A 25,595-nucleotide genomic window follows, 5' to 3' on the forward strand; every position below is an offset into this window, starting at 1 on the left:
CGGACCGATTATGTGTCAGATGTACCGGCGTCGACGATCGCTTTATTCGCCGTAGGGTGCGTGCCCTCGACCGCCACGGACAGTTCCACCGCCGTCCCGGACGTCCCGGATCCGGGCGCGTCCGGCACTTCGCGCGGGCAGTGTTGTCGCAGCGTGCCCAGGTCGATCGACAGGCCCCGTTCGGCGGCGGCGCGAACGAGGGCGGCGAACGCCGGATGCACGGCGGTGTCGTCGTCGGGGTCGTCGTCGGTGACCGGGTGGTCGGTGGTGAGCTCGCGACCGGCCGGGCGCACGCCGGCGATCGTTCGCCGGCCCGGGACGGACCAGCCCTCGGGCACCGGTGCGGACAGCGGCAGGCACAGTGCGACCTCGGCGCCGGCGTCCGCGGCGGGTCGGCCCAGGTCCAGCCAGAAGGGGCCGCTCGGGGTGATCCCGTCCGCCGCCAGACTCGCGTACAGGTCGAACAGGGCCTCTTCCACCGCGACATCGGCGTCCGCGACCGTCCCGCCCGCGACCCCCGAGCCCGCACGCGCACCCGCACCCGCACCCGCACCCGCAGGCTCCGTACCGCCCCCGGGCGTCGCGACGTACTCGACGACGCCGACCCACGCCTGCGCCCGCGCGGGCCGCAACCTCACCTCGTAGCGCAACTCGGTGCCGGCGAGCACCCGCTCGGCCGTCGCGAGCGCCCGGTCCTCGCGCGCCCGTTCGACGCGCACCGCCTCACGGCGGGCGTGCAGCGCCTGCTGCGGGGAGCCGCCGGCGGCCACCGCGATCCGTACCTCCGCGAGCGGCACTCCCGCCGCCCGCAGCGCGCGGACCACGCCCGCCTGTTCGAGTTGGCCGACCGAGTAGCGGCGATACCGCGTACCCGGGTCCACGTCGGCGGGCACCAATACGCCCTGTTCGTCGTACCATCGCAGCGCCTTGACGGTCAGGCCCGTGGCGCGAGCGAAGTCTCCGATGCCGAGGAACATCCTCATCACCTCCCGACCGACCACGGTGCCCCCTCCCGTGACGGGAGGGTCCACCGCCCCGCCCCGCGCGGGTGCGCCGCCGGGCCGGGTGCGCACCGCCACGATCGGTGCGATCGCGGCGGGCGCGCGGCCCGGGTCACCAGTCGTCGGGCTCGGTGACGGTCAGCAGGCGGACGAATCTCTCGTAGGACACCTGGCAACTCTCCAGGCGCTCATAGGTTCGGGCCGACAACGCGACGGGGGCGCTGGGTTCGAGAGCAACACTCCAGAACCAGCCCGGCGCCCCCGTCGCCCGTCCGATGACGGGTACCAGGTCCACGACCCGGCGACGCAGCCGGTCGAGCTCGATGCGGCAGGCCCCCGCCGTGACATGGCCCCGAGCGGACCGCGCGAGCACGCGGCCGTTCGGGGCGATGAGCCGCCACCGCACGTGCTGCTCGGCGTCCAGGTGGACGTCGTAGCGCGCGTGCCGTTCCGGCGTACCGTCCGGGGCCTGCGACTCATCCGAAGCGACCGGCGACATAGTCGGCCGTCCGGGGGTCGCGGGGGGCACCGAAGATCGCGGTGGTGGGTCCGTCCTCGACGATGTGGCCGGGGGTGTTCTCCGCCGCGAGGAAGAACGCACAGTGGTCGGATACACGTTGGGCCTGTTGCATGTTGTGCGTGACGATGACGATGGTGACCTGGTCGCGCAGCTCGCCGATGGTGTCCTCGATCCGCCTGGTGGAGGTCGGGTCCAGGGCCGAGCACGGCTCGTCCATGAGCAGCACGTCCGGGTCGACCGCGAGCGAACGGGCGATGCAGAGACGTTGCTGCTGGCCTCCCGACAGCGCGCCGCCGGGTTGCCGGAGTCGATTGCGCACCTCCGTCCACAGGCCGGCCCGGGTCAGCGAGGACTCCACGACGGCGTCCTTGTCCGCGTTGCGCACGCCGGTCAGTTTGAGGCCGGCGACCACGTTGTCGTAGATGGACATCGCCGGGAACGGGTTGGGTTTTTGGAAGACCATCCCGACCCTGCGCCGGGTCTCGATCGGCCGGCGGGCGGAGTCGTAGATGTCCTCGCCGTCGAGCAGGACCCGGCCCGCGAGTTGGGCGCTGGGTACCAGTTCGTGCATCCGGTTGAGGATGCGCAGGAACGTGGATTTGCCGCAGCCGGACGGCCCGATCAGGGCCGTGACGGAGTTGGCCGCCATTGCGAGGTCGACGCGTTCGAGCACCTTGTGGGTGCCGAACCAGGCGCTGACGGCCTCCGCGGTGAGCGTCGAGCCACGCCCGCCGGCGGATTGAGCCGGTAAGGGCTGGGTCTCGGCTGCGGGGGCGAGAGTCGTCGCACCGCTGTCCGGGCTGGTCACGTGCGGAGCCTCCGGGGTGTGGAGTGGGACGGGAACCGGCGTCAGAGCGTTGCCGGGAGTACGCGTGCGGCGGATTCGTACAGTGCCCACACGACGGCGAGCACGACCGGGGTGCCGAGCAGGAGCGTGACTCGGCGATCGGGGTGACGGCGCAGGGCCCAGACCAGGACGGCGACCACGATGGTGAACGCCTGCGCCCACAGGAGCAGTCGCACGCCGGCGTCGGCGTAGCCGCCGGTGCCCTTCTCGTCCGCGCGTAGACCTTGCGGACGCCGGCCCTCCTGGGCCTTGGGGGCGCCCTGTAGTTCGGCGACGACGACCGTGCGGCCGCCGGGGCGGATCCACGAGTCGGCGGTGATCAGCACGAGTCGGTTCTCCCGGCCGGGCGCGAGCACGTCGTCCTTGCCGTTGGCGATGTGCCTGCGCTCGATCACCTTGTAGGTGAAATCGCCCTGCTGGGTGGTCGCCTCGATCCGCTGGCCGACGCGCAGGTGGTCGAGGTCGTGGAACGGGCCGCCGAAGCTGTACGCGCGGCCCATGATCACGCTGTGGCCGCCCTGCCCGGGCAGGCCGCTGGTGCGCAGGTGTCCGGGGCCCTTGGCGAGCGAGTCGGCGGTGGTGCCCTCGACCACGACCTGGCGCAGGCCGATCGCGGGGATCCGCAGCATCGCCACCGGCTTGCCCTTGGCGATGGTGCCGCCGAGGGGGGCGACGTCGCGGTAGAGCTCGTCGGAGAGTCGGTCGGCCAGGATGCTCTGGTCGCGGGCCTGTTGGATGTCGGAGACGACGTACACGTAGCCGACGAAGCCCGCGATGAGCAGTGCGAGCAGTGCGACGGCGGCGCCCGCGACGGTGTACGGGTCGGTCCGGCTCGCGCGGGCGCCGCCTGCGGTCGCCGGCGCCTGCCCGCCGGCGCCGGCGCCTGCGGGTGCGGTCGCGGTCGCAGGTGCGGGTGCGGTCGCGAGGGCGGTCGCCGGCGCGGTCGCGGGGACCTTGGAGACGGTGTCGGCGGTCATGCGGGCACTCCCTGGCGACCGATCAGGCGCAGGACGGCGGCCACCGGTGGCGGCCAGTTGCCGGTGCGGCGTTTGTGTCCGAGGGAGAGCAGTACGGGGCAGGCGAGGAGTGCACCGGCGCTCACGCACATCAGGACGAGCAGCACGATCGCGGATCCGTCGCCGTCGAGCGCGTCCTTGATCACGTTGGCGGCCGACGTCAACGCCCCCTTGCCCGCCGGCGGTGCGGCGGCGCCCACCGGTGCGGTGGAGGGTGCGGCGCTCGGCGCGGCCGTGGGCGAGGCGCCGGGATCGCCGGCGGCCGGGGTGTTCGGGATGCCGGTGTTGCCGGCGCTCGTGCCCGCGGAGGTGCCGGTGTTGTCGTCGGTGTTTGCGTTCCCGGGCGGGTTGGTGGGCGGCGGGGTTTCCCCGGTCCACTTGGGCGCGTCGGCGATCTTCTTGCGGGCATCGGCGATCTGTTGCTTCTGCGCGTCGGTGAGCGGGGTGTAGCCGGGGGGCAGTGCGCCGGGTTGGAAGGTGCCCGTCTGCGTCTGCCCGGCGGTCGCCGCGTAGGCGAGGAAGGCGTCGATCTTGGCGGCCTTGGCGGCGGTGAGCTTGTCGGTGGAGATCATCGCCACGTCGGTGGCGGTGAGTGGGTAGGCGTTCGCGGCGGTGCTGCGGTAGTCGTTGGTCAGCGTCGCCCCGTCCGGGCCGGGCTTGGCGGCGGCGAGTCCGGCGCGCACGCTCGCGGGGTCGGTCGGGTCCACGAAGTTGCCCGCGGCGTTGCGGAGCTTGGCGACCGGCGTGCCCATGCGCAGCGCCGCCTCGGCCGAGGTCACGGCCATCACGGTGTGCGAACCGAACGCGTCCTGGCCGTCGTCCTTGGGTCCGAAGTCGCCCACGGTGCGGTTCATCGGCAGCGCGTTGCCCAGGCGGTTGACGATGTCCTCGTACACCGTCTGCGGCACGTTGACGTTGGACTGGGGCTCCAGGCGGTTGGTGTACACCGCCAGCGGGTATGTCGCCGCGCCGACGCGCCACTCCGGCGGGCACACGATGCCGTTGGCGTCCGGTGTTCCGGAGAGCCATGTGGCCGTTTCCGGGTCGGCGGCGAGCCAGGCGGTGAGTGCCCAGATCATGTCGTCCTGGACGCCGCGCAGGATCGGGCTGCGGTCGGCGACGGGCCAAGTGTGTGGCTCGTTGACGGCCTTGAACTCGGGGTCGTCGTAGACCTTGATGATCGCGCCCGGCCCTCGCGGCCCCGTGGTGTAGGCCCCGGTGATCATTTTCGCGACCAGGCGGGGGTCAGGTTCATCGCCGTGATCGGTTCGTGGGTGCCGGCGTCGTCGATGTTGAACGAGATGGCCAGCGCGCCGTTGGTCAGCGGCGCGTACACCGTCTTGTCCTTGTCCCGGGTGCCGGTGAGCGCCACCGGACGTGCCTGGTCGAGGGCGCCGCCGATCGGTTGCTGGGTGACACCGATGTCGGCTCCGTCCCGGAGGAAGACCTCGCGGGCGTTGGGGCCGGAGCCGGAACTGACCGTCATGTTGACGGGGTTGGTCCGCGCGCCGCACAGCCCGAACACCCATGAGGCGCCGGCCTGGGAGAATTCGCCGGTGCCGGAGACCGACAGGTCCGGGTGTTCCATGCCGGGGCACGCGTCGGGCGCGGGGATGAACGACAGCGGTGTCACCGCCGCCTGTCCGGCGGCGAAGGCCAGGTCCATCTCGGTGTCGGTGATCTGGTACTGGACGCCCAGGTCGATGTGTTGCTTCGGCTGGAAGGAGGTGGCGGTACTGCCCGCCTCGGGCATCACGAATGCCACGACCGAACACGCCTGTCGGTCCGAGCACCCCAGTTGCGGCAGTCGCAGCGCCGGCCTGACCTGGAGCCACGCCTCTCCGGATCCGTCCGCGCGGGTGGGCACTCCGGTCTGCTTGGTGGCGAGAATCGGCGGGTTGCCGTCGGGTTGCCGGAAGACGCCGTTCTCCGTGTAGGTCGGCGACCAGCAGTCCCGAGACCGGGGCGTGGTGCCCTTGCACTGCATCACGACGATGCTGTTGGTGCCGGCGGCCAGGGTGAAGCCGGTCCATTTCACCAGGATGCGCTGGTTGACCAGGTTGGTGCTCTGCGACACCGTCACCGTCGGGCGGGCTGCGGGCTCGGCCGCGCCCGCCGACCCGGCGACCGCGCCGAGCCAGCCCGCGAGCAGCGCGACGCACAGCGCGACGACGCCGGCGACGGACAGCGCACGGCCCGGCGAAGCGGTGGAACGCTCGATGCCGCTCACGGCAACCCCACTTCTCTCGCCCCCGTTCGGGACCGGTTTTCCTGCCGGTTCCCCCCGGCGAAAACGACCCGCGCCGATCCTCGCGCGGCGCGGCGGCACGGGGGGAGCGCAAACCGACACGGTGTTCGAAAGTTCGTCTGCGGCGTACGGACCGGACACCTCCCGGTCACCCGGCGCGGCCTTTTCGCGCGCGTCAGCGGACATCGGGGCCACGTCCTCGACCGAGTCGGCTGTACAGGAACGGCGCGCCGAACACCGCGGCCATCAGGCACACCAGGGTGAGTGCGTAGAACCAGACCGGCGGCAGCGGCGGCGAGTCGCCGGCTTCCACCGATCCGGCGCTGATCGGCCCGCCGGGACCGGACTTGTCGCCGCCGGCCAAGACTTCGCCGGTGCCCTGGTCGAGGGTGGCCCCGCCGCCGGTGTCGGGTCCCTGGGTCCCGCCGGTTCCGCCGCCTGCGGCGCCCGGCGTGTCTCCGGGCTTGGGCGTGTTGCCGCCGGCGCCGTTGGTGGTGCCGTTGTTCTGGTTGTTGGAGCCGCCCGGACCGCCCTGCTGGGGTTGCTGCTGTTGCTGCTTTTGCTCCGGCGGCACCCACGCCGGGTCGAAGGTCGGGTTCGGGCAGGCGTCGTGGTCGGCCTTGGTCGGCTTGTCCAGGTTCGCCGGCAGTGTTCCCGGGTCCGGCGCGCCGGGGATAGACTTGATCGCGTCGTAGCCGAAGCTCACCAGCTTGGGGGGCAGCGGCGAATATCCCAGCCGTGGCGCCTGTCCCTGCCCGGCGCACAGGAAGTATTTGATGAACTTGCCGAGCGTTTCGCCCTTGGACTCGTCGAAGGAGAACTGTTTGGCGGCCGGCACGATCATGTAGCTGTAGCTGGAGATCGGATAGGCGCGCTTGTCCGGGTTGGTGTAGACGTCGTCCAGGATCTGCGTGCTGTCCGGGTTCAGCCGGGCCTTGGTGAGCGCGATCGACACCGCGTCCGAGCTGGGCTGGGTGTAGACGCCGGCGACGTTCTTGACGGAGGCGACCGGGAATTGCCGCTGGATCGCGTAGGCGGTCTCGACGTAGGTGATGGCGCCCTCGCCGTATCCGGCCGCGACGTAGTTGGCCACGCCCTCGGAACCGGCCTGCGCCTTGGTAGCTCCCTTGACCGGGAACTCGGAGGTCATGCCGCCGGGAAAGAACGGCCGCCAGATGTCGTTGACCTGGTTGGTCAAGAAGGCGGTGAACTGCGCGCTCGTGCCCGAGCCGTCCGAGCGCACGACCGGGGTGATCGGGGTGGCGGGCAGGGACAGGGCCGGGTTGTCGTCCTTGATCGCCTTGTCGTTCCACACCCTGATCTGGTTGGTGAAGATCCCGGCGATGGTGCGCGGCGACAACTGGAGGTTGCGGACCTGCTGGCCGCGGATCTTCAGGTTGTACATGAACGAGGTGCCGCCCGCGACGATCGGCAGGTACTTGAACTTCGTGTTGTCGTTCTGCAGGCGCGCGAGTTCGTTGGTCGCCTGTCCTGCCCGGTCGACGTAGTTGCCCTGGAAGGGGATCTCCGAGACCGCGAAGTCGACCAGGTGGCTCATGAAGTCGTTGCGTCCGGCGGTGGATCCGTTGGGGGTGTAGTCGACCGCGAGGCCGCGGGCGGCGACGTCGGCCGACCACTGCATGGTCGCGGGCGAGCTCCAGGTGGAGCCGCTGCCGTGGATGCCGGCGGCGGCCGAGGCGGTGCCGGACGGCAGGACGAGCAGGGGGACGGCGAGCACGGACGCGATCGCCACGCGTAGCAGGTGCGCGGGCAGGCGCGTGGTCCTGGTCATGAAGTGGGCTCCGGGGTGGGGGACTTGGCGGCGGCGCCGGCGCGGCGCCGCTTGCGGCGTCCGGACTCGCCGGGGCCGCGACCGCCGATCAGGCGCGCGAGGGAGAACAGCACGAGGACGATGAGCAGCAGGGTCACGGCGGCGCCCCACGCGAGGGAGTTGAGCTCGTCGCTGGGCGACTTGTAGTTCACCCAGATGAAGTACGGCAGGGAGGTCTGCACTCCGCTGAACGGGTCCCAGTTCATGCCCGCGCCGCCGCCCGCGACCAGCAGTACGGGCGCGGTCTCGCCGACCACGCGGGCGCAGCCGAGGATGACGGCGGTGACCAGGCCGCTGCGCGCGGTGGGCAGTACCACGTTCCACAGGGTGCGGAACTCCCCCGCGCCCAGGGCCAGGGACGCCTCGCGCAGGCCGTTGGGCACCAGGCGCAACACCACCTCGGTGGCGCGGGTGACCACGGGCATCATCTCCACGGACAGCGCCAGGCCCGCGGCCAGGCCGCAAAAGCCCTGGCCGAGCGAGATGACGAAGAAGGCGTAGACGAACAGGCCCGCGACCACCGAGGGGATCGCGGTCATCGCCTCGACGACCACGCGCACCACGACGGCGAACCGGCCGCCGACCTCGTTCATGTAGATCGCGGCGATCACCCCGAGCGGGACGCTGAGCAGGATCGCGATGCCCATCTGTTCGAAGGTGCCGACGATCGCGTGTGCGGCGCCCACCGAGACCCCGTGCGGGCTCAGCGCGCTGAAGTGGCGCTGGGTGGCGGTGAAGAAGTCGGTGTTCAGGATGCGGCCGAAGCCCTTGACGAAGACGTAGCCGATCACGGTCGCCACCGTGCCGACCATCAGGGCCGCGCCGGTGGAGATCACCGCGCCGGCGACCCGGTCGCCGGCGGCCACCCGGTCCAGGCGCATGTGGGTGGCGATCGCGTACAGCAGCAGGAAGCCGAGGTAGGCGGTGATCAGGTAGCCCTGCCAGCCGGCGACCGGCAGGATCCGCCCGTACAGCACCCACGCGAAGCTCGCGCCGGCGACCATGGCGCCGAGCGCGACGCCGATGTCGTCGGGGGCGACGCGGCGCAGCGCCACGCGGGCCTGCTCCGGTGGTCGCGGCGCGGACGCGGGCGGCGGCGCGTCGGGCCCGGGCCGAACGATCGGCTCGGTGACGGTCATCGTCGTGGATCCCCTCGGTGGTGGGTCTGGTGCGGCCGTGGGTCGCTGTCGGGAGTTCGGTGGGCCGGGACGCGATGTCCCGGGCTCGGTGTCTGGGGGTGCGGGCGTCGGATGCCGTCGGACCTCGGTCAGATCTCGGTGGACTTGCCGCTGCGCGAGCGGGCGACCAGGACGCCGGCGACGGTGTTCACGGCGAGCGTGAGGACGAACAGCGCGAGGCCGGCGGCCATCAGCGCGGAGATCGACTCGGTGTCGGCCTCGCCGTACTTGAGCACGATCAGCGACGAGATCGTCGAGCCCTGGCCGTCGAGGATGCGGAACGAGAAGTCGGTGTTGAACGAGATGATCATCGCGACGGCGATGGTCTCGCCGAGGGCTCGGCCCAGGCCGAGCATCACGCCGCCGATCATGCCGCCGCGGCCGAACGGCAGGACCACCGCGCGGATCACTCCCCAGCGGGTGGCGCCGAGCGCCAGCGCGCCCTCCTTCTCGCCGATCGGCGCCTGGCCGAACACCTCGCGGCTGACCGCGCAGCAGATCGGGATGACCATCGTGGACACCACGACGCCGGAGATGAACAGCGAGGAGCTGAACTGGCTGTCCACGAAACGGGCCTTCACGTCGATCGTGCGGATCTCGAAGATCGGCAGGAAGTCGAAGTTGGTGGCCAACCACCGGCTGACCGGGATCAGTTGGGGTTGCAGTACGAAGAAGCCGAAGATGCCGTAGATGATGCTGGGCACCGCGGCCATCAGGTCGACGATCGAGGTGAGCACCCCGCGTAGACGTCGTGGGGCGAACTCGGTGATGTACAGGGCGGCGGTGAGCGCGATCGGTACCGCGACGATCAGCGCGACGATGGCCACGAGCACGGTTCCGGTGAGCAGTCCGCGTACGCCGAAGGTGCCGCCCTTGGGTTCCCACGCGTCCTCGGTGAGGAATCCCCAGCCGGCTCGGTCGAGCGCGCTGCTGCCCTGGTAGAGCAGGTAGCCACCGATCGCCGCGAGCAGAGCCAGGACCAGCATCGCGACACCACGCGTGGTCCAGCGGAACACGTGGTCGGCCCTGGTGCGACGGACCACGATCCGGCGGGGCCGATCGGCCGGCTCCGGCGATTCGGGGGCGAACACGGTCGGGTGTGCCATGGGTTGCGGCTCCTGGAAGCGGGTGGCGAACCGATCTGACCGTTCGTCAGACGGCCGGCGATCAAGCCGGAAACCCCTGCCTGGAGACAACCAGAGCGCGGCCCCCGGGCGACTGTCCGCTACGGAAACAACCGGTGCCGAGGGTGTACGGCAGACGTCGTGTCCGTGCCGCACGGGTGCCGCGGTGTCCGGTTTCCGTTACAGGCGCGGTCCGTTCGTGTCGGCGCCTTGTGCGGCCCGGTGCCGTTTCCCTGCCGGACATCCCACCACGATCGGGCCGCCGGCAGCGTTGTCGGCGTCGGCCACCGCGGGTCGACGGCCAGCAAATGCCAAGAGAGAGTTGAGACTTCGAATGTCCAGCGTCTTCAGCATGCGCAAGACCGCCACCGTTTTGGGCACCGTGGGTGCCGCCATGGCGCTCGTCGTCGGCGCCAACGCGTCGGCCAACGCCAACACCTACGTCAACGCCGGTTCCGACACCCTCCAGAACGTCACCCAGGCGCTGACGACGGAGTACGCGGCGAACGTCGATCCCGATGGCAACGACTGGGTGACGGTGAACGCCGGCATAGCCGCCGGTGGCATCAACACCGGCAAGGCCGAGTGCAACACCCAGTACGGCGCCGGCACCGGCCACGCGTGGCCGAACGGCTCGGGTGACGGCATCAAGGCGCTGCTGGACCAGCGTGCGGGCACGAACGCCAAGTGCCTCGACTTCGCCCGTTCCTCGCGTGGCCCGAAGACCGGCACCGCCGAGACCACCTTGACCTTCGAGCGGGTCGCCGGCGACGCCGTGACCTGGGCGACCAAGAAGGCCGGCGCGCCGACCAACCTGACCCGCACCCAGCTGCAGGACATCTACCACTGCAACATCACCAACTGGAACCAGATCCCGGGCAGCACCGTGTCCGGCGTGATTCAAAAGCACATTCCGCAGGCCGGCTCGGGCACCCGCTCGGAGTTCCAGGACAAGGTGCTCGGCTTCGACCCGACCGCCGCCTCCAACGGCGCGTGCGCCGCCACGGTTATCCAGACCGCGCAGGAGAACCGCGGCGACGCGCCGCAGATCACCTCCACCGACGCGATCATCGCCTACTCGGCCGCGGCCTACGGCGAGCAGACCACCCCCGCGTCGGGCGTGACCAACCACACCAACGGCTTCAAGCTCGGCAACATCGACTCCAAGGCCCCGAACGCGACCGGCTTCGTCGGCAACCGCTCGGTGTACTTCGTCTACGACCCGCAGAACGGCACGGCGGCCAACGCCAACGTCGTCGCCTTCATCAACTGGGCGAAGAACCCGGCTCAGCGCCCGATCTGGAACACCTTCGGCTTCGCCGTCTGAACGATGCCCCACCGGCACCGCATGACATGACGTGATCAGCCGCGGGCCGTCTCGGATCGGCGATTCGAGACGGCCCGCTCCCACCACGAAGGGAGCGCCGTGTCGAAGCGTTCAGGCATCCGCGGGATCGGAACGGCGATGGCGGTTTTGGGCACCGCCATGGCACTCGTTGTCGGCGCCGACGCCTCCGCGGTCGCGGACACGCATGTCAACGGGGGTGCCTACACCCTCGAAGACGTCACCAGGATGCTGACGACGGATTACGAGGCCAACGTCGACCCGAGCGGCAGTGTGTGGATAACCGTGGGCTCCGGTACCTCTCGCGGTGGAATCGACACCCACAAGGCGGCGTGCGACGCCGACTACGGCATCCATGGCCCGGCTTCCCGTTGGCCGGGGATCGAATATTCCGCGACTCGGACCCTGCTCGATCAGCGCGCGCACATTCGGGAGAACTGTCTCGACTTCGCCCGCGTATCGGGAGCCACCTTCCACCCCGACAGTGACGAGACGTCGCTGACGTGGGTTCGGGTGGCCGGAGACGCGGTCACATGGGCAACGGGAAAGGCCGGAGTACCGAGCAACCTGACCCGAGGGCAGCTTCAGGACATCTACCGCTGCAACTTCACGGACTGGAGTCAGATTCCGGGGAGCAGCGCGTCGGGACCCATCCAGAAGTACCTGCCCACCGGCCGCTACTCGGATGTCCGCGCGGTTTTCGTCCAGTACGTACTCGGCTTCGACCCGACCCAGCCCGCCAACGGTCCCTGCGCCGCGACCGTCGCCGACGCTCCGGGCGAAAACCGGGGTGACTACGTCACTTCGCCCAACGCGATCCTGCCGTACACGAAGTCCGCGTACAGCGCGCAGAAGAACCCCCTGTCCGGTGTCCCCGACCACACGGGGGGCTTCAGGCTCGGCAACATCGACGGCAGGGTTCCCGGCCAGGGCCGCACCGATGGCGGCGACCCGAACGCCTTCGTGGGCAACCACAGCGTCTACTTCGTCTACGACCCGTTCAGGGGCGCGGCCAACGCCGCTACCGTCGACTTCATCAACTGGGCCAAGGATCCGGCACAACGCGTGGTCTGGGCCACGTACGGCTTCCTGCCCTGATCGGTTCGCGAGGCCGCTGCCTCGCGCCCGCCGGTCCCACGTCCACCGCTCCGTGGACCCTGTTCACCCTCCGGTGGCGGATCGCTCATCCGTCCGTCATCGCGAGCGCCCGACGTTTCCCCCGCGGATGCCCAAGCGGCCGCCGTGTGCTGTTTTGCTCGAACCCACCGACCCCGGAAGGGCATTCTTCATGAAGCTCCGTCGTCTGCTCGCGCTCGCCGTCGCGGTTCCGGCCGCGTTCGCGATCGCCACCGTGCCGGCCGTCGCCGAGGACTTCGCCCCCGCCGCGCCCACGAGCGCCGCGCAGGGCACCGTCTCGGTGAGCCCGCTGTACGGTCCGGCCGACAGCACCGGCAAGGCGACCGCCCGGGCGAGCGTGCCGTGCGGCCCGGACGCGACCAAGTTCCGCTTCGTCCTGCGTTCGCCCGGCGCCAACGAGCGTGTGTTCGGCGGCTCGTTCCTCGGCACCGACCTGCCGGCCGACAAGGTCGCGGACACCGCGGTCGTCGGTCTGCGCGCGCTGTTCCCGGCGGGCTCCGCCGCCCAGGAGGGCGTCGCGCACAAGCTGGTCGCGCAGTGCTACACCTTCGACGCCGAGGGCGCGCTGACCATCACCGAGCCGGCGTCGGTCGACCTGCGCGTCAACAACGGTGTGTGGACCTCGCTTTCGCCCGAGGTGCGCGCGCTGCCGACCAAGATCGGTGCGCTGCGCTTCGGTCTGGTCCTGTTCCGCGGCTTCGCGCCCGGTGACCGCGTGGACGGCGTCGTGCGCGCCGCCGACGGCACCTCCACCCCGGTCTCGTTGCAGCCGCAGATCACCCCCGACGGCACCTGGGGCGGCGCGCTGCTGACGCTGCCGGCCAACCTGGCCGACGGCTCCTACACCCTCGTGCTCTCGGGCACGAACTCGCACGCGACCTCCTCGGTCGCGATCACCCTCGACTCGTCCCGCCTGTGGTGGTGACGCGGCGTCGGTGACACGCCTTGGGCCATCGGGATTCGTCCCGGTGGCCCACTTGCCGTCCGTCCCCGTTTCCTTCATTTCTCAACGGAGTTGACCAGATGAGCCTAAGACTCGCGCGCGTGCTGGCATCGTGCGGAGCCGGGCTGCTCGTGCTGTCGGCGCTGCCGGCGATCGCAGCGGCCGCCGACGGCGGTACACCCGCGCCGACGATCGTCGTCGACCCGGGGACCGGTGGGGCCACCGCCAAGGTGACGTTGAAGGCCACTGCGCCGTGCCCGGAACCGGCGACGAACTACCGGTGGGTCGTGACCGGCGGCACCCTGACCACACCGAGGTTGATCGGCGGGCCCTCGGGCAACAGCTTGCCCCCGGATCGAATCCCCGTCCGGGACAACCCGATCCAGCTCTTCCCGACCGGCACCGTGCTGGACGGTACGTTCAAGTTGTCCTCGGAGTGCATGGACAACGCCGGGAATGTGCTCAACGAACTCGCGGCGGTCGATCTCACCACCGCCGACGGCCCCGACGGCAAGGCGTGGACCGTGGCCGCCCCGCCCACCACCGCCCCGCCCACCACCGCGCCGCCGACCAGCACGCCCCCTACGACCACGCCCCCGACGACCACACCGCCCGGCGGGTCGGACGAGGTGCTGGTGCTCAACCCCACCACGGGGCCGATGGACCAGAAGACGACCATCACCTCCCCGAAGGCGTGCCCGGCAACGGCCACCCAGGCCCTGTTCGTGCTGCGGGCTCCCGGTGAGGACAGGGAGCAACGCATGGGGGGCTTCTCTCCGCTACCGCTGCCCGCCGATCTCAAGCCTGTCTATCCGAACAAGAAGATGTTCCCCAACGCCGCGCCCACCAACGGCAACTACCACATTCGCACCCAATGCGTCGATGCCGGCGGGGCCGTCGTGGTGGACGACCTCGCGCGCGTCGACCTGCTGGCGACGGAGGGGGTGTGGAAGGTCGTCGAGCGCAGCACCCCGGCCGGCGCCTTCGACGACGAGGTACGGATTCCGGACGCGGGCCCCGTCAACGTGAACTTGAGCCTGTCCGGCTTCCCGGCGAAGGAGGACTTCAAGGCCGTCATCACCAAGACCGGTGACACCGCCTTCGCGCCCGTGGAACTGGTGAAGGACAAGACGGACGCCGCCGGCGCCTTTGTGGGCAACCGGCTCATCTTCCCTCGTGACGGCGCCACCTGGGTCGACGGGAACTACACGTTGACGGCCACGGCCACCCCGTCCGGCACGAAGGTCGAGATTGCCTTCAAGCTGCTGCTGGTTCACGCCGGCGCCACCAACGGCTCGACCGCCGGCACCACCGCGGGGACGACGACCGGCACCACGACGGGAACGACCGCGGGCACCACCAGCGGTACGACCTCCGGGACCACGGCCGGTGACACCGCCGGCACCACGACCGGGACGACCACCGGGACGACCACGGGCACCTCGACCGGGACGAGCACCGGGACCAGCTCCGGCAGTTCGGCCGGGACCGGCAACGGTGGCGGGGGCGGCGGGCTCGCGCACACCGGGGCGCTGCTCGACCCGCGGCTGCTCGGCACCGCCGGTGGCACGTTGCTGCTGATCGGCGGCGTCATGTGGTACCGGGCCCGCGGCAGCCGCAGTGCGCTGCTCGCCGGCAGCGGCACCTTCGGCGAGGGCGACGAGGACACTCCCGCGACCGCCTGACGAGGGGACACACCGAACGGCCGCCTGTGACACGGGGGCGGTGGGGTGAGAAGGGGCTCTGTCGCAGCGCACGGGCTGCGACAGGGCCCTTCCCGTCCTCGAGCGGTCGGCCCTCGGCTCAGCCGAGTTGGGGCATCACCTGCGAGGCGATCAGTTCCAGGTGGTCGAGGTCGTGCAGGTCCAGGATCTGGAAGTAGATCCGGGTCGAGCCGACCTCGGCGAAGCGGCCGATCCGGTCCACCACTTCGGCGGGCGAGCCCGCGAGACCGTTCTCCTTGAGCTCGGCGGGCTCGCGGCCGATCGCGGCGGCGCGCCGGGACACTTCGGCGTCGTCCCGGCCCACGCAGGCCACGAGGGCGTTGGACAAGACCAGGTCCTCGGCCTTGCGGCCGTGCTCGACCAGGGCCTCGCGGACCCGGCCGAACTGCCGCGCGCTGGTTTCCACCGAAGAGAAGGGGACGTTGAACTCGTCGGCGAAGCGGGCCGCCAGCGCCGGGGTGCGCTTGGCGCCGAGGCCGCCGACCAGGATCGGCGGATGCGGACGCTGCGCGGGCTTGGGCAGCGCGGGCGAGTCGGCCAACGAGTAGTAGCGCCCCTCGTAGCGGAAGTCGGCACCGACCGGGGTGTCCCAGAGGCCGGTGACGATCTCCAACTGCTCTTCGAGGCGACCGAACTTCTCGCGCGGGAAGGGGATCCCGTAGGCGGTGTGCTCCTTCTCGAACCAGCCCGCGCCGATGCCCAGCTCGACCCGGCCGCCGGACATCGCGTCGACCTGCGCGACCTGGATGGCCAGCACGCCCGGAAGCCGGAAGGTCGCCGCCGTCATCAGTGTGCCCAGACGGATGCGCTTGGTCTCGCGGGCCAGTCCGGCCAGGGTGATCCACGCGTCGGTGGGACCCGGTAGGCCGTCGCCACCCATGTGCAGGTAGTGGTCCGAGCGGAAGAAGGCTCCGAAGCCGAGGTCTTCGGTGGCCTTGGCCACGCTCAGGAGTGTGTCGTAGGTCGCGCCCTGCTGGGGCTCGGTGAAGATACGAAGATCCATGCGCCCATCCTCTCCCGAGGGCTCGGGACACATGCGAGACGAGGGCGCGAAGCACCCCGGACCCAATCATGCGAGCCGCGCGGGAAAGGGCACCACGCGGGCCGAGCCGCGCCGCCGCCGCTGGGGAATCGCCGGGGCGTGCCGGTGCGGTCGACCCGACCAGGTGGCGCTCTCCTCGGCCGCGCGCAACCTGATCAGGTTGCGGAAGACGATCGCCCAGGCCGCCGCGCAGGCCCGGCGCTCGGCGGGCGCCAACCGCGCCCAGTGCGCGCAGGGATTGCCCGCCACGCCCTGTCGGGCCAGCAGGGTGAGCACCTTGGCCGCCCGCCCCAGCACCCGGGCGGCGCCCGCGATCGGCACACCGGCCGGATCGCCTCCGGGCAGCGGGACGACCGTGTCGGCGGCCGAGCCCACGACCCGGGCGACGATCTCCCGCGCGTCGCCCAGTTCGTCGGCGACCCGACACAGGCAGCCGCCACGGTCCGGCTTGCCGCTCCAGGCGTGCACCACCTCCTGCACGGTGTGCAGGGCGAGCGCGACCGCGGCCAGCGCGCGTGGCGTGGAATCGACCGTGGCCAGCTCGTCGTCCAACTCGGCGAAGGTCTCGATGGTGTGCATGGTGATCGCTCCCTCGTGCGGTGGCCGTCCGGCTCGTCCGGAGTTCGGCCGGTGTGTTCCGACGACTCCAGGTTGCGCCCGGGGAGCGGACGGATCGCTCGCCATCGAACAATCTGTGGACAACCAAGCGTATTTCGGGAGGGTTTCACTCTTCGGGGTGATGTATTCCGGAGTTGTCCACAGGGCTTCCGCACGCAGGGTGACCACTGTGCCAACCTCGTCGTTTCCCGAAGGGGTGTCGCGATCGGCCTCGAAAGAGCGTCGAGTTCGCGCCGGCCGCGATCCCCGACGGCGATCGGCGATCCAGCACAGATCAAGGGGGTGATGGCATGTCCCGCACCGACGGCGGCGGCGCGAGCGGCTACGTGGTCGACACGGCCGAACTGCACGGGTTGGTACGACGCCTGCACAACATCGGAGCCGACTACCTGGCACCGGGCTGCGCCGCGGAGCCCGGCCGGGTCACCGACCGCACCGCGCTCGCGACGGAGGCGCTGGGTGGGTTCCCGGGCGCCGCCGAGTTGGCCGATCGGCATCGGCGCGCCGCCGCGCGGATGGTCGACCTGTTGACCGAGATCCGCGCCGAGTTGGCCACGACGCGGGTCGAACTCGGCCGTGCCGCCGACCGGTTCACCGACACCGAGACCGAGGTCGGCACCCTGCTGCGCGCGGTGGCGGCACGATGAGCGCCGGCGACGACGTGGATCCGTTCGCGGCGATCCACGCCGCCCGCCCCGGTCTGGTCGGCGCGGCGGCCGACGGGTGGCGCCTGGCCGCGACGCGGTTGACCGAACTGCGGGACGAGTTGGCCGAGACCGCCCGCCTCGGCACGCGGGTGTGGTCCGGCGGCGGCGCCGAGCGCTTCACCGCCCGCTGCCACGCGCTGGCCGACAGCGCGGATCGTCTCGCCGGCCAGGGCACCGCGCTGCACGAACACCTCACCGAGGCGGCGCATGCCCTTGTCCAGGCCCAGAAGAGCGCCACCGACCCGAAGGCCGCCGAGGTCGCCATCGCGCAACTGCAGGACGTCTACCGCGACTTGGGCGAGCGCCTGCCCCTCCTGCCGTGCGCCCCCGACGACGGCGCGCCGAGCCGGCCGACCGCCACGCTCACCACCACCGCCCCGGCCGACGCGCCGCCTCCGAGCCGGCCGTGCGCCACGACCGCGCCCCCGGGCGGCGACCCGGATCCCACCGACTCGGCACCAACCGCGACGGAGGCGGCCGTCGCGGATCCGACTCCCCCGCCGACACCCGTCGATCCGAGCACCCCATGCGCGCCACCGCCGCCCGACACACCCGCGGCACCTCCGCCCGCGCCTCCGGCACAACCACCCCCGTCCACCGCCCCACTGGCCACGTGCATCGCCGCCACCACGCCACCACCGCCACCGACCACCCCACCGGCGCCGGGACCGCCGCCGATCGCCTGCCCACCACAAGCCGCGATGCCCACCCCGCTCGCACCGGCCGTCGTCGGAACCCCGCTCCCCCGCGATCCCCGCCCGGTACAACCGGCCGGCATCGGCCCGCGCCTCCGTCAGGCCGCCCCACCACCGTCGGCCCCGATCGCCCCGGTGACCGGCATCCGGATCGCCCCCGGCCTGCGCGGCGGCACCGGCGACCACCCGGCGGCCACACACGACGCCGCACACACCGCCGACCCCGCCCCGAACGTCCTCGCCGGCACCACCCACACGCCCAGCACACCCGCATCACCCACATGGATGCCCGCCCCCATCACCGGCGGCACCCCGACCACCCCAGTCCGCCCCCGCCGAGGCAACCGCTACGCCTCCCACCCGGCCCAAGCCTGGTCGGCCCCGGAAGAACCCCCGAGGAACACCCCTGAAAGCAGAGCGCGGCCACAGACCCGGGACTCGGCCGCAACCCGGGAAACAGCCAGGAACGGTAACGGACGCAGGCGGGAGCAAGGACACGGACGCGGACAAGGAAGGGAGCCACGGGCGAAGGCGGGCGCGCGGACACGAACGCGAACGTAGCCCCGAGCACAAGCGCGGACGCAGGTACGGACACGGGCACGGGGCAGGCACGAGCACGAGCACGGGCGCGGATGCGAGCACGGGCACAGGGCATGGGCACGCGCGCGGGCCAAGGGCGCAGACACGAGCACGAGCACGAGCACGGATACAAACATCCCGCCACCCGCCAAACGATCGGGCCGCCCCCGCGTAGCCGGGGCGGCCCGATCGCCAACGCCACCGAGACGTCGGCGTCGTCCTCCACTCAGCGGCGGCCGCGTGCGCCCTCTCGCTTGGCGGCCCGAGGCGCCGGTTCCAGGATCGCGACCGACTCGATGTGGTGCGTGTTCGGGAAGAGGTCGAACGAGCGCAACGAGCGGAGCCTGAAGCCCACGCCCGCGAAGTAGGCCACGTCGCGGGCCAGGGCGGCGGGGTCGCAGGCGACATAGGCGACCCGGCGCGGGGTCAGCCGCGCGATGCGCTCGACGACCGCCTTGCCCGCGCCCGCGCGCGGCGGGTCCAGGACCACGATGTCGGCGCGGCGCAGGAAGCCGGGCCGGCTCAGCACCTTCTCCACCGTGCCGACCTCGAAGCGCGCGCCCGGCACGTCCCGCAGGTTGTGGATCGCGTCCTCGACCGCCTGCCTGGAGCTCTCGATGCCGATGATCGTGTCGCTGTCCGCGAGCCGCTCGGAGAGGGCCCCGCGAACAGCCCGACCCCGCAGTACAGGTCGAGCGCCAGATCGCCCGGCCGCGGCTCCAGGCCCTCGACGACGGCCTCCACGAGCTTGTCGGCCGCGGCCGGGTGCACCTGCCAGAATCCGCCGCCGGACACCTTCCAGGTCCGTCCCGCCGCCACCTCGCGCACCGCCGGCCGACCGTGCACCTTGCGTACTCGGCCCTTGTCGTCGGCCCGGAACACCGACACCGCCCGGTTCAGCTCGACGATCGGCATGCGCCCGTCAGCGCCCTCGGCCGGCACCACGGTGACCGCGCGGTCCAGCGAGCCGGTCGCGGAGACCGCCTCGATCGACGCCACGCCGGGCCACTCGTGCGCCTCGATGCCCAATTCCTCGACACCGGGCGCCGCGATCGGGCACGCGTCGATCGGCTGGACATCGTGGGAGCGGTGCTTGCGCAGTCCCGCCCGGCCCGTCGCCGGGTCCACCGCGAACTGCACCCGCGTGCGCCACCCCAGGCCCTCGGGCTGCCCGGGCGGACTGTCCACGGCCTCCACCTCGACCCGCACGTCGACCTTGCCGAGCCGCAGCAGCTGCTCGGCCACCACATCGCCCTTGAGTCGGCGCTGTGCGGCGGGCGTGGCGTGCTGCCAGTCGCAACCACCGCACATGCCGGGTCCGGCCACCGGGCACGCGGGCGGAATGCGATCCGGCGACGCGTGCAGCACCTCGACCACGTCCGCGCGCAGGAACCGCGACGTCGGCCCGCCGTCGGTGATCTCCACGACGGCCCGCTCCCCCGGAAGGCCGTGCCGAACGAAGATCACACGGCCCTCGTGGCGAGCGACGCAGTGCCCACCGTGAGCAACCGGGCCGATCTCGACCTCGTACCGCTCACCCCGCAGGGACTGGTCCGACTCGGGGGTGGTGGATCCGACAGACACGGCACTCCTCGCACAGCTCGTAGCACAGCTCGTACAACGTCGATGAAAACGACGGGCAACACATGAAAACCAGGGACCGAACACAACCGACGCACGACAAGGGGCCTCGGATGCCCCGCGGCCGACCGGGCCCAGGCGCACGCACCGACACGACGACGACACAAAGAAAGCGCCTCACGGAGGTGGGCGCGGCTTCCAGGGTAGTCCCTACCCGAAGAACCCGCGCCCACCGTCACCACACACCGTCACGACCCGCCCGAACTCAGGACGACGACGACCCCGAACCCGGGCCCGAGCCCGGTCCCGAACCCGGCCCGCCCCCGGCACCGCCCCGCTTCCCGTCCCCACCCCGGGGTGTCCGCGCCGGCCCCCGCCGCACCGACCCCGGCGCCACCCAGGCCTTCGGCTCCTTCAGCCGCTCGGACGACTCCAACTGCCACGGCACCGACGTGACCATGACCCCCGGTGTGAACAACAACCGCCCCTTGAGCCGCAGCGCGCTCTGGTTGTGCAGGATCTGCTCGTACCAGCGGCCGACCACGTACTCCGGGATGTACACGTTCACCACGTCGCGCGGGCTGGAGCGACGCACCGACTTCACGTACTCGATCACCGGCCGGGTGATCTCCCGGTACGGCGAATCCAGCACCTTGAGCGGCACCTCTATCCCGCGCTCGTCCCACTCCCGCCGCAGCGCCTCGGTCTCGGCCGGGTCCACGTTGACCGTGACCGCCTCGACCACGTTCGGCCGCGAGTAGCGCGCGTACGCCAGCGCCCGCAGCGAGGGCTTGTGCAGCTTGGACACCAGCACGATGGCATGCACCCGCGAGGGCAGCTTGGTGTCGTCCATCTCCACGGCCGCCAACTCCGTGGCCACCCGGTCGTAGTGTCGCCGGATCTGCTTCATCAGCAGGAACAGCACGCCCATCGCGGCGATCGCGATCCAGGCGCCCTGCACGAACTTGGTCACCAGGACGATCACCAGGACCGCGCCGGTCATGCACAGGCCGAAGGCGTTGATCACCCGGCTGCGCATCATCCGCCGGCGCTCGGCCGGGTCGGTCTCGGTCTTCAGGTGCCGGGTCCAGTGCCGGATCATGCCCGCCTGGCTCATCGTGAAGGACACGAAGACGCCGACCACGTACAGCTGGATCAGCTTGGTGGGCTCGGCCTCGAACGCGACGATCAACACGATCGCGAACGCGGCCAGCATGATGATGCCGTTGCTGAACGCGAGGCGGTCGCCGCGCGTGTGCAGTTGCCGCGGCAGGTAGCGGTCCTGGGCCAGGATCGAGCCGAGCACCGGGAAGCCGTTGAACGCGGTGTTCGCGGCCAGGATCAGGATCAGGCCGGTGACCGCGAGTACGAGGTAGAACAGCGGCGACGCGAAGGTGCCGCCGAAGACCGCGTCGGCGACCTGCGCGACCACGGTCTTTTGTTCATATCCCGCGGGTGCCCCCTGGATCTGACTCTCCGGGTTCTCCGCGAACCGCACCTTGGTCATGTTGGCCAGCGCCAGCATGCCCATCAGCATGGTCACCGAGATGGTGCCCATCAGCAGCAGCGTGGAGGCCGCGTTCTTGCTCTTGGGCTTGCGAAAGGCCGGTACACCGTTGCTGATCGCCTCGACACCGGTCAGCGCCGCACACCCGGAGGAGAAGGTGCGCAGCAGCAGGAACACCAGCGCGAAGCCGCTGAAGCTGTCCTCGGCCTCGATGTGGAACCCGGCGCTCTCGGCCTCCATCGTGGCGCCGGTGGCGCCACGGATCAGGCCGAACAGGGTCATCCCGAGGATGGCGGCCATGAACGCGTAGGTGGGGACGGCGAAGAGCTTGCCCGACTCGCGGACACCGCGCAGGTTCATCGCCATCAGCAGCAGCACCAGGCCGACCGCCAACAACACCTTGTGCCCCTCGAGCGCGGGCACCGCGGAGGCCATGTTGGCGACGCCGGAGGAGACCGATACCGCCACGGTCAGCACGTAGTCGACCAGGAGCGCGCTGCCGACCGTCAAACCGGCGTTGGGACCGAGGTTGACGTTCGCGACCTCGTAGTCACCGCCGCCACTGGGATATGCGTGGACGTTCTGGCGGTAGGAGGCGACGACGGTCAGCATGACCACGACGACGGCCAGACCGACCTTCCACGAGAAGTGGTAGGTCGCCATTCCCGCCATGGAAAGGGTGAGCAGGATCTCGTCCGGCGCGTACGCGACGGAGGACAGTGCGTCGGAGGCGAAAATGGGCAGCGCGATGCGCTTCGGCAGGAGCGTCTCGGACAGCTTGTCGCTGCGCAAGGCTCGGCCGACAAGGATGCGTTTGGACAGATCGGTCAGTCTTGACACGCAGGTGATCGTAAGCCCATCGACTTTTGCCGGGCCGGGGGCATGCCGTACGGCGCCCACGTGTAACGTCTCGGCGAGGTCTGCCACCCTGGTAACACCACAAACGAGCATCAGACCGGGCACAACGGACCAAATCCGGAAGGACGGCCGTGCACATCGTCATCATGGGCTGCGGGCGCGTGGGATCCACGCTGGCCCAGACGCTCGAGGAACTGGGGCATTCGGTGGCGGTCATCGACCGCGATCCCTCCGCGTTCCGCCGGCTGGGGTCGCACTTCTCCGGCCGCCGGATCAAGGGCATCGGTTTCGATCAGGACACTCTGCGCGAGGCCGGTATAGAAGAGGCCGGCGCGTTCGCGGCGGTCAGCAGCGGCGACAACTCGAACATCATCGCGGCGCGCGTCGCGCGCGAGACGTTCGGTGTGGAGAACGTGGCCGCGCGCATCTACGACCCGCGCCGGGCGGAGGTGTACGAGCGCCTGGGCATCCCCACGGTGGCCACCGTGCGCTGGACCGCGGACCAGATGTTGCGCCGGTTGTTGCCCAGTGGCGCCGAACCGCTGTGGCGCGACCCCTCGGGCAGTGTGCAACTGGCCGAGGTGCACGTGAACTCGGCGTGGGTGGGGCACCGCATCACCCGGCTCGAACAGGCGTCGGGCGCCCGGATCGCCTTCGTCACCCGTTTGGGCGAAGGCATCCTGCCGACCTCCGAGACCGTGATCCAAGAGGGCGACCTCGTGCACGTGGTCATGCACCAGGCGGATGTGGCCGCCGTCGAGGCGGCCTTCGAGAAAGCACCGGAGGAGGGCTGATGCGGGTCGCAATCGCGGGCGCCGGCGCGGTGGGTCGCTCCATCGCCGCGGAGCTGTTGGAGAACGGCCACGAGGTCCTGCTCGTCGACAAGGCACCGGACGCCATCAAGGTGGACAGCGTGCCGCAGGCCGAGTGGCTGCTCGCCGACGCGTGCGAGATCTCCTCCCTGGACGAGGCCGCGTTGCAGCGCTGCAACGTGGTGATCGCGGCGACCGGCGACGACAAGGTGAACCTGGTCGTCTCGCTGCTGGCCAAGACCGAGTACGGCGTGCCGCGCGTGGTCGCCCGGGTGAACAACCCGAAGAACGAGTGGCTGTTCAACGAGGCGTGGGGCGTGGACGTCGCCGTATCCACCCCGCGCCTGATGTCGGCCCTGGTCGAGGAGGCCGTCAGCGTCGGCGACCTGGTCCGGCTGATGCGGTTCAGTCAGGGCGACGCCAACCTGGTCGAGCTGACCCTTCCGGGCGACGCCGCCCTCGTCGGCACGCGCGTCGGCGACGTGGCGTGGCCCGAGGACACGGCGCTGGTGACGATCATCCGCGAGGGCCGGGTACTGGTCCCGGGCAAGGACGACTCGCTGGAGGCGGGCGACGAACTGCTGTTCGTCGCGGCGCCGCACCGCGAAGAGGAGCTGGAGGAGTTGCTGTCGGCCTGACCGACGGCAGTGCCGGTCGTACCGGCAACCGGCCCCGGTCCGGCGAGTCCCGGCGGGGCCGCACCGCCGGGCGCCACACCTCACCGCCCGGCGCCCCATCCCACCGCACCGCACCGGAGAAGCAGCCGCGCGCGATCTCCCCGCGCCTGCTTCTCCGGCACACCCGTGCGGCACGGCACCGGACGCCGCGACCTCATCCACCGGGATCCGCCCGGCGGGAACTCAGGCGGCGGCCAGGTCGCCGAGGATCTGGTCCGCCTCCTCGTTGAACGCGCGCGCGATCGGTTCCTTCGCGAACGGGCGCAGCCGCCTGCGGAAGTCGGCCAGGAAGTCGTTGCACTGGGTGGACGACAGGTTGCCCGTGATCCGCAGCGCTTCGCCGGCCTTGGCGCACGCGGCGTCGAGATCGCCCTGGGCCAGGTGCGCCGCGGCCATGAACGTGGTGTCCTGCGCGCACCGACGGGTCGCGCCGGCCCGACGCAGCTTTATCGACGCGCCCGCGAAGCCGTGGATCTTGTCCGGCAGGCCGAGGTCGCGGTGGCTGTGCGCGAATTCGTGCTGCAATTCGGACTCGTCGAAGTAGTTGCACCACGACGGGTCGTCCTCGACCGCGCCCGCCGCGTCCAGATGCCGCTCGGCCGTCGCCATCGCCCGCTCGCACGCGCGCCGGTCGCCCAGCGCCGCGTAGCCCCGCGCCTCCATCGAGGCCACGATCGCGCGCGCCCGCGGGCCCAACCGGCTCCCGCCGCCCTGCTCGGCGGCCCGGGCGAGCTGGACCGCCTCCCACCCGTGGCCCAGATACACCGCCTGGCAGGCCATGTTGGCCATCACGTACGCCCCGTACGCCGGATCGTCGGCCGCCTGCGCCAGCCGCAGCGCCTGGATGTGGTAGCGCTGGGCGAGCGCGTGCCGGCCGGAATCGAACGACAACCACCCCGCCAACTCGGTGAGTTCGGCCACTGCGCGGAACAGTCTGCGGCCCACCTCGTCGCCGTAGGAGCCGGCCAGCTTGGTCCGGGCGACGCCGTTGAGGTGGTTGACCACGGTGTCCCGCAGATCCCCGCCGCCCTGGGCGCGGTCGAGTCGGCGAAACGCCAGCACGGTCTGATGGATGCGTAGTACGTCTGCGTCGCGCACCGTGGTGGGGCCGTGCGAGGCAAGCTGCTCGGGCTCGCCCTCGGCCCTGGATGCGGTCGACCAGAACAACGCGGGAGCGGCGAACGCCCCCGCGCCGAAGGCCGTGTTGGCCAGGAAAGTACGGCGGTTCATGTCTCTCTCCGACAATTCGGCCACGGCGTGTCTGACTTCGGCCGCGGTCCGGGCGACGATCAGCCCGTCGAAGGAGTCGGGGGTCGGTGGTCGCCGATCACGCAAGCCGAGGTCCGCGACGGTCAGTTCGCAGCCCAGACGTCGGCCCAGGGCCTCCGCCAACAGCTCGGGAATCGGCCACCGCGGCTGCGCGCCTTCGAGCCATCGGGCCACCGAGGTGTGGCTGCACCCGAGGTGCAGCCCGCGGCGCTCGGCCACCACGTTGACCCAGCGGGCCAGTTCGCGCCGGGAGAGACCGGCTTGTGTCACCAATGCGATGAGGTCACCGTTTCCGGCCACCGTCCCCGCCTCCTTCGTCCACTGGAGGTCTAACGG

21 protein-coding genes and 1 pseudogene are annotated in these 25,595 nt (G+C 71.1%); 8 read left to right on the forward strand and 14 right to left on the reverse strand.

Annotation, left to right across the window (positions count from 1 at the left end; genetic code table 11):
• Window positions 1-8: 8 nt before the first annotated feature.
• The 9 genes from B4N89_RS06575 to pstC form a co-directional block, all read right to left on the reverse strand.
• A complete protein-coding gene (locus B4N89_RS06575; RefSeq protein WP_161500648.1) occupies window positions 9-977 on the reverse strand; it encodes a MerR family transcriptional regulator in 969 nt (322 codons plus the stop codon).
• A gap of 136 nt (window positions 978-1,113) precedes the next feature.
• Window positions 1,114-1,500, reverse strand: a complete 387-nt coding sequence (locus tag B4N89_RS06580) for a hypothetical protein (protein WP_078974919.1) — start codon at window positions 1,498-1,500, stop codon at window positions 1,114-1,116.
• Window positions 1,478-2,194 carry a phosphate ABC transporter ATP-binding protein gene (locus B4N89_RS06585; protein WP_201260964.1) on the reverse strand — a complete coding sequence of 239 codons (717 nt, stop codon included), beginning with the start codon at window positions 2,192-2,194 and terminating at the stop codon, window positions 1,478-1,480. Before B4N89_RS06585 ends, B4N89_RS06580 begins: the two co-directional genes overlap by 23 nt.
• A gap of 176 nt (window positions 2,195-2,370) precedes the next feature.
• On the reverse strand, window positions 2,371-3,345 hold the full coding sequence (locus B4N89_RS48895; protein ID WP_078974921.1) for a sortase: 975 nt from the start codon (window positions 3,343-3,345) through the stop codon (window positions 2,371-2,373).
• The gene (locus B4N89_RS06595; protein WP_078974922.1) at window positions 3,342-4,610 is read right to left on the reverse strand and encodes a hypothetical protein; all 1,269 of its coding nucleotides are present in this window, start codon (window positions 4,608-4,610) and stop codon (window positions 3,342-3,344) included. The genes B4N89_RS48895 and B4N89_RS06595 overlap by 4 nt, the downstream gene beginning before the upstream one ends.
• The gene (locus tag B4N89_RS06600; RefSeq protein ID WP_078974923.1) at window positions 4,607-5,614 is read right to left on the reverse strand and encodes a hypothetical protein; all 1,008 of its coding nucleotides are present in this window, start codon (window positions 5,612-5,614) and stop codon (window positions 4,607-4,609) included. Before B4N89_RS06600 ends, B4N89_RS06595 begins: the two co-directional genes overlap by 4 nt.
• 193 nt (window positions 5,615-5,807) lie before the next feature.
• Window positions 5,808-7,424: a phosphate ABC transporter substrate-binding protein PstS gene (locus B4N89_RS06605; protein WP_078974924.1), complete on the reverse strand. Its 1,617-nt coding sequence runs from the start codon at window positions 7,422-7,424 to the stop codon at window positions 5,808-5,810.
• On the reverse strand, window positions 7,421-8,602 hold the full coding sequence (gene pstA / locus B4N89_RS06610; RefSeq protein ID WP_078974925.1) for a phosphate ABC transporter permease PstA: 1,182 nt from the start codon (window positions 8,600-8,602) through the stop codon (window positions 7,421-7,423). Before pstA ends, B4N89_RS06605 begins: the two co-directional genes overlap by 4 nt.
• A 128-nt stretch (window positions 8,603-8,730) precedes the next feature.
• A complete protein-coding gene (gene pstC, locus B4N89_RS06615; RefSeq protein WP_078974926.1) occupies window positions 8,731-9,747 on the reverse strand; it encodes a phosphate ABC transporter permease subunit PstC in 1,017 nt (338 codons plus the stop codon).
• A gap of 370 nt (window positions 9,748-10,117) precedes the next feature.
• On the opposite strand from pstC, the gene B4N89_RS06620 reads away from it, so the two are divergent.
• The 4 genes from B4N89_RS06620 (at window position 10,118) to B4N89_RS50645 (ending at window position 14,875) form a co-directional block, all read left to right on the forward strand.
• Window positions 10,118-11,092 carry a PstS family phosphate ABC transporter substrate-binding protein gene (locus tag B4N89_RS06620; protein ID WP_161500649.1) on the forward strand — a complete coding sequence of 325 codons (975 nt, stop codon included), beginning with the start codon at window positions 10,118-10,120 and terminating at the stop codon, window positions 11,090-11,092.
• Window positions 11,093-11,191: 99 nt separating this feature from the next.
• Entirely contained in the window at window positions 11,192-12,208 is a 1,017-nt protein-coding gene (locus B4N89_RS06625; RefSeq protein ID WP_143657877.1) for a substrate-binding domain-containing protein, read from the forward strand.
• 190 nt (window positions 12,209-12,398) lie between these two features.
• Window positions 12,399-13,172, forward strand: a complete 774-nt coding sequence (locus tag B4N89_RS06630) for a hypothetical protein (RefSeq protein WP_078974929.1) — start codon at window positions 12,399-12,401, stop codon at window positions 13,170-13,172.
• 98 nt (window positions 13,173-13,270) lie between these two features.
• Window positions 13,271-14,875 carry a hypothetical protein gene (locus tag B4N89_RS50645; protein WP_201260798.1) on the forward strand — a complete coding sequence of 535 codons (1,605 nt, stop codon included), beginning with the start codon at window positions 13,271-13,273 and terminating at the stop codon, window positions 14,873-14,875.
• 118 nt (window positions 14,876-14,993) lie between these two features.
• Here the strand turns inward: B4N89_RS50645 and B4N89_RS06640 are convergent, their stop codons facing one another.
• Both B4N89_RS06640 and B4N89_RS06645 read right to left on the reverse strand, forming a co-directional pair.
• Window positions 14,994-15,917, reverse strand: coding sequence for an LLM class F420-dependent oxidoreductase (locus tag B4N89_RS06640; RefSeq protein WP_078974930.1), 924 nt, complete (start codon window positions 15,915-15,917; stop codon window positions 14,994-14,996).
• 66 nt (window positions 15,918-15,983) lie between these two features.
• Window positions 15,984-16,535, reverse strand: a complete 552-nt coding sequence (locus tag B4N89_RS06645) for a hypothetical protein (protein WP_078974931.1) — start codon at window positions 16,533-16,535, stop codon at window positions 15,984-15,986.
• 329 nt (window positions 16,536-16,864) lie between these two features.
• Between B4N89_RS06645 and B4N89_RS06650 the strand changes: the two genes are divergently transcribed.
• Both B4N89_RS06650 and B4N89_RS06655 read left to right on the forward strand, forming a co-directional pair.
• Complete coding sequence (locus tag B4N89_RS06650; RefSeq protein ID WP_078974932.1) at window positions 16,865-17,221, forward strand: hypothetical protein; 357 nt, start codon at window positions 16,865-16,867, stop codon at window positions 17,219-17,221.
• Window positions 17,218-18,537, forward strand: coding sequence for a hypothetical protein (locus B4N89_RS06655; protein WP_078974933.1), 1,320 nt, complete (start codon window positions 17,218-17,220; stop codon window positions 18,535-18,537). The genes B4N89_RS06650 and B4N89_RS06655 overlap by 4 nt, the downstream gene beginning before the upstream one ends.
• Window positions 18,538-18,781: 244 nt before the next feature.
• Here B4N89_RS06655 and B4N89_RS06660 read toward each other — a convergent pair.
• Together B4N89_RS06660 and B4N89_RS06665 are read right to left on the reverse strand one after the other, a co-directional pair.
• A pseudogene (locus B4N89_RS06660) lies at window positions 18,782-20,139 on the reverse strand (class I SAM-dependent RNA methyltransferase).
• Between the two features lie 262 nt (window positions 20,140-20,401).
• Complete coding sequence (locus B4N89_RS06665; RefSeq protein ID WP_078974934.1) at window positions 20,402-22,483, reverse strand: APC family permease; 2,082 nt, start codon at window positions 22,481-22,483, stop codon at window positions 20,402-20,404.
• Between the two features lie 149 nt (window positions 22,484-22,632).
• On the opposite strand from B4N89_RS06665, the gene B4N89_RS06670 reads away from it, so the two are divergent.
• Together B4N89_RS06670 and B4N89_RS06675 are read left to right on the forward strand one after the other, a co-directional pair.
• On the forward strand, window positions 22,633-23,295 hold the full coding sequence (locus B4N89_RS06670; RefSeq protein ID WP_078974935.1) for a potassium channel family protein: 663 nt from the start codon (window positions 22,633-22,635) through the stop codon (window positions 23,293-23,295).
• Window positions 23,295-23,951: a potassium channel family protein gene (locus B4N89_RS06675; RefSeq protein WP_078974936.1), complete on the forward strand. Its 657-nt coding sequence runs from the start codon at window positions 23,295-23,297 to the stop codon at window positions 23,949-23,951. Before B4N89_RS06670 ends, B4N89_RS06675 begins: the two co-directional genes overlap by 1 nt.
• 222 nt (window positions 23,952-24,173) lie before the next feature.
• On the opposite strand, the gene B4N89_RS06680 is transcribed toward B4N89_RS06675, so the two are convergent.
• Window positions 24,174-25,559 (reverse strand): hypothetical protein, encoded by a 1,386-nt coding sequence (locus tag B4N89_RS06680; protein ID WP_078974937.1) that lies wholly within the window; start codon window positions 25,557-25,559, stop codon window positions 24,174-24,176.
• Between the last annotated feature and the right edge of the window lie 36 nt (window positions 25,560-25,595).

Origin of the sequence: Embleya scabrispora (genome assembly GCF_002024165.1) — a bacterium.
GTDB classification, from domain to species: Bacteria; Actinomycetota; Actinomycetes; order Streptomycetales; family Streptomycetaceae; genus Embleya; species Embleya scabrispora_A.

Bases quoted from the DNA above. Each gene is read 5' to 3' on its own strand.
- B4N89_RS06575 (WP_161500648.1), bottom strand. From the start codon at position 977: ATGTTCCTCGGCATCGGAGACTTCGCTCGCGCCACGGGCCTGACCGTC.
- B4N89_RS06580 (WP_078974919.1), bottom strand. From the start codon at position 1,500: ATGTCGCCGGTCGCTTCGGATGAGTCGCAGGCCCCGGACGGTACGCCG.
- B4N89_RS48895 (WP_078974921.1), bottom strand. From the start codon at position 3,345: ATGACCGCCGACACCGTCTCCAAGGTCCCCGCGACCGCGCCGGCGACC.
- B4N89_RS06595 (WP_078974922.1), bottom strand. From the start codon at position 4,610: ATGATCACCGGGGCCTACACCACGGGGCCGCGAGGGCCGGGCGCGATC.
- B4N89_RS06605 (WP_078974924.1), bottom strand. From the start codon at position 7,424: ATGACCAGGACCACGCGCCTGCCCGCGCACCTGCTACGCGTGGCGATC.
- pstA (WP_078974925.1), bottom strand. From the start codon at position 8,602: ATGACCGTCACCGAGCCGATCGTTCGGCCCGGGCCCGACGCGCCGCCG.
- pstC (WP_078974926.1), bottom strand. From the start codon at position 9,747: ATGGCACACCCGACCGTGTTCGCCCCCGAATCGCCGGAGCCGGCCGAT.
- B4N89_RS06620 (WP_161500649.1), top strand. From the start codon at position 10,118: ATGCGCAAGACCGCCACCGTTTTGGGCACCGTGGGTGCCGCCATGGCG.
- B4N89_RS06630 (WP_078974929.1), top strand. From the start codon at position 12,399: ATGAAGCTCCGTCGTCTGCTCGCGCTCGCCGTCGCGGTTCCGGCCGCG.
- B4N89_RS50645 (WP_201260798.1), top strand. From the start codon at position 13,271: ATGAGCCTAAGACTCGCGCGCGTGCTGGCATCGTGCGGAGCCGGGCTG.
- B4N89_RS06640 (WP_078974930.1), bottom strand. From the start codon at position 15,917: ATGGATCTTCGTATCTTCACCGAGCCCCAGCAGGGCGCGACCTACGAC.
- B4N89_RS06645 (WP_078974931.1), bottom strand. From the start codon at position 16,535: ATGCACACCATCGAGACCTTCGCCGAGTTGGACGACGAGCTGGCCACG.
- B4N89_RS06650 (WP_078974932.1), top strand. From the start codon at position 16,865: ATGTCCCGCACCGACGGCGGCGGCGCGAGCGGCTACGTGGTCGACACG.
- B4N89_RS06655 (WP_078974933.1), top strand. From the start codon at position 17,218: ATGAGCGCCGGCGACGACGTGGATCCGTTCGCGGCGATCCACGCCGCC.
- B4N89_RS06675 (WP_078974936.1), top strand. From the start codon at position 23,295: ATGCGGGTCGCAATCGCGGGCGCCGGCGCGGTGGGTCGCTCCATCGCC.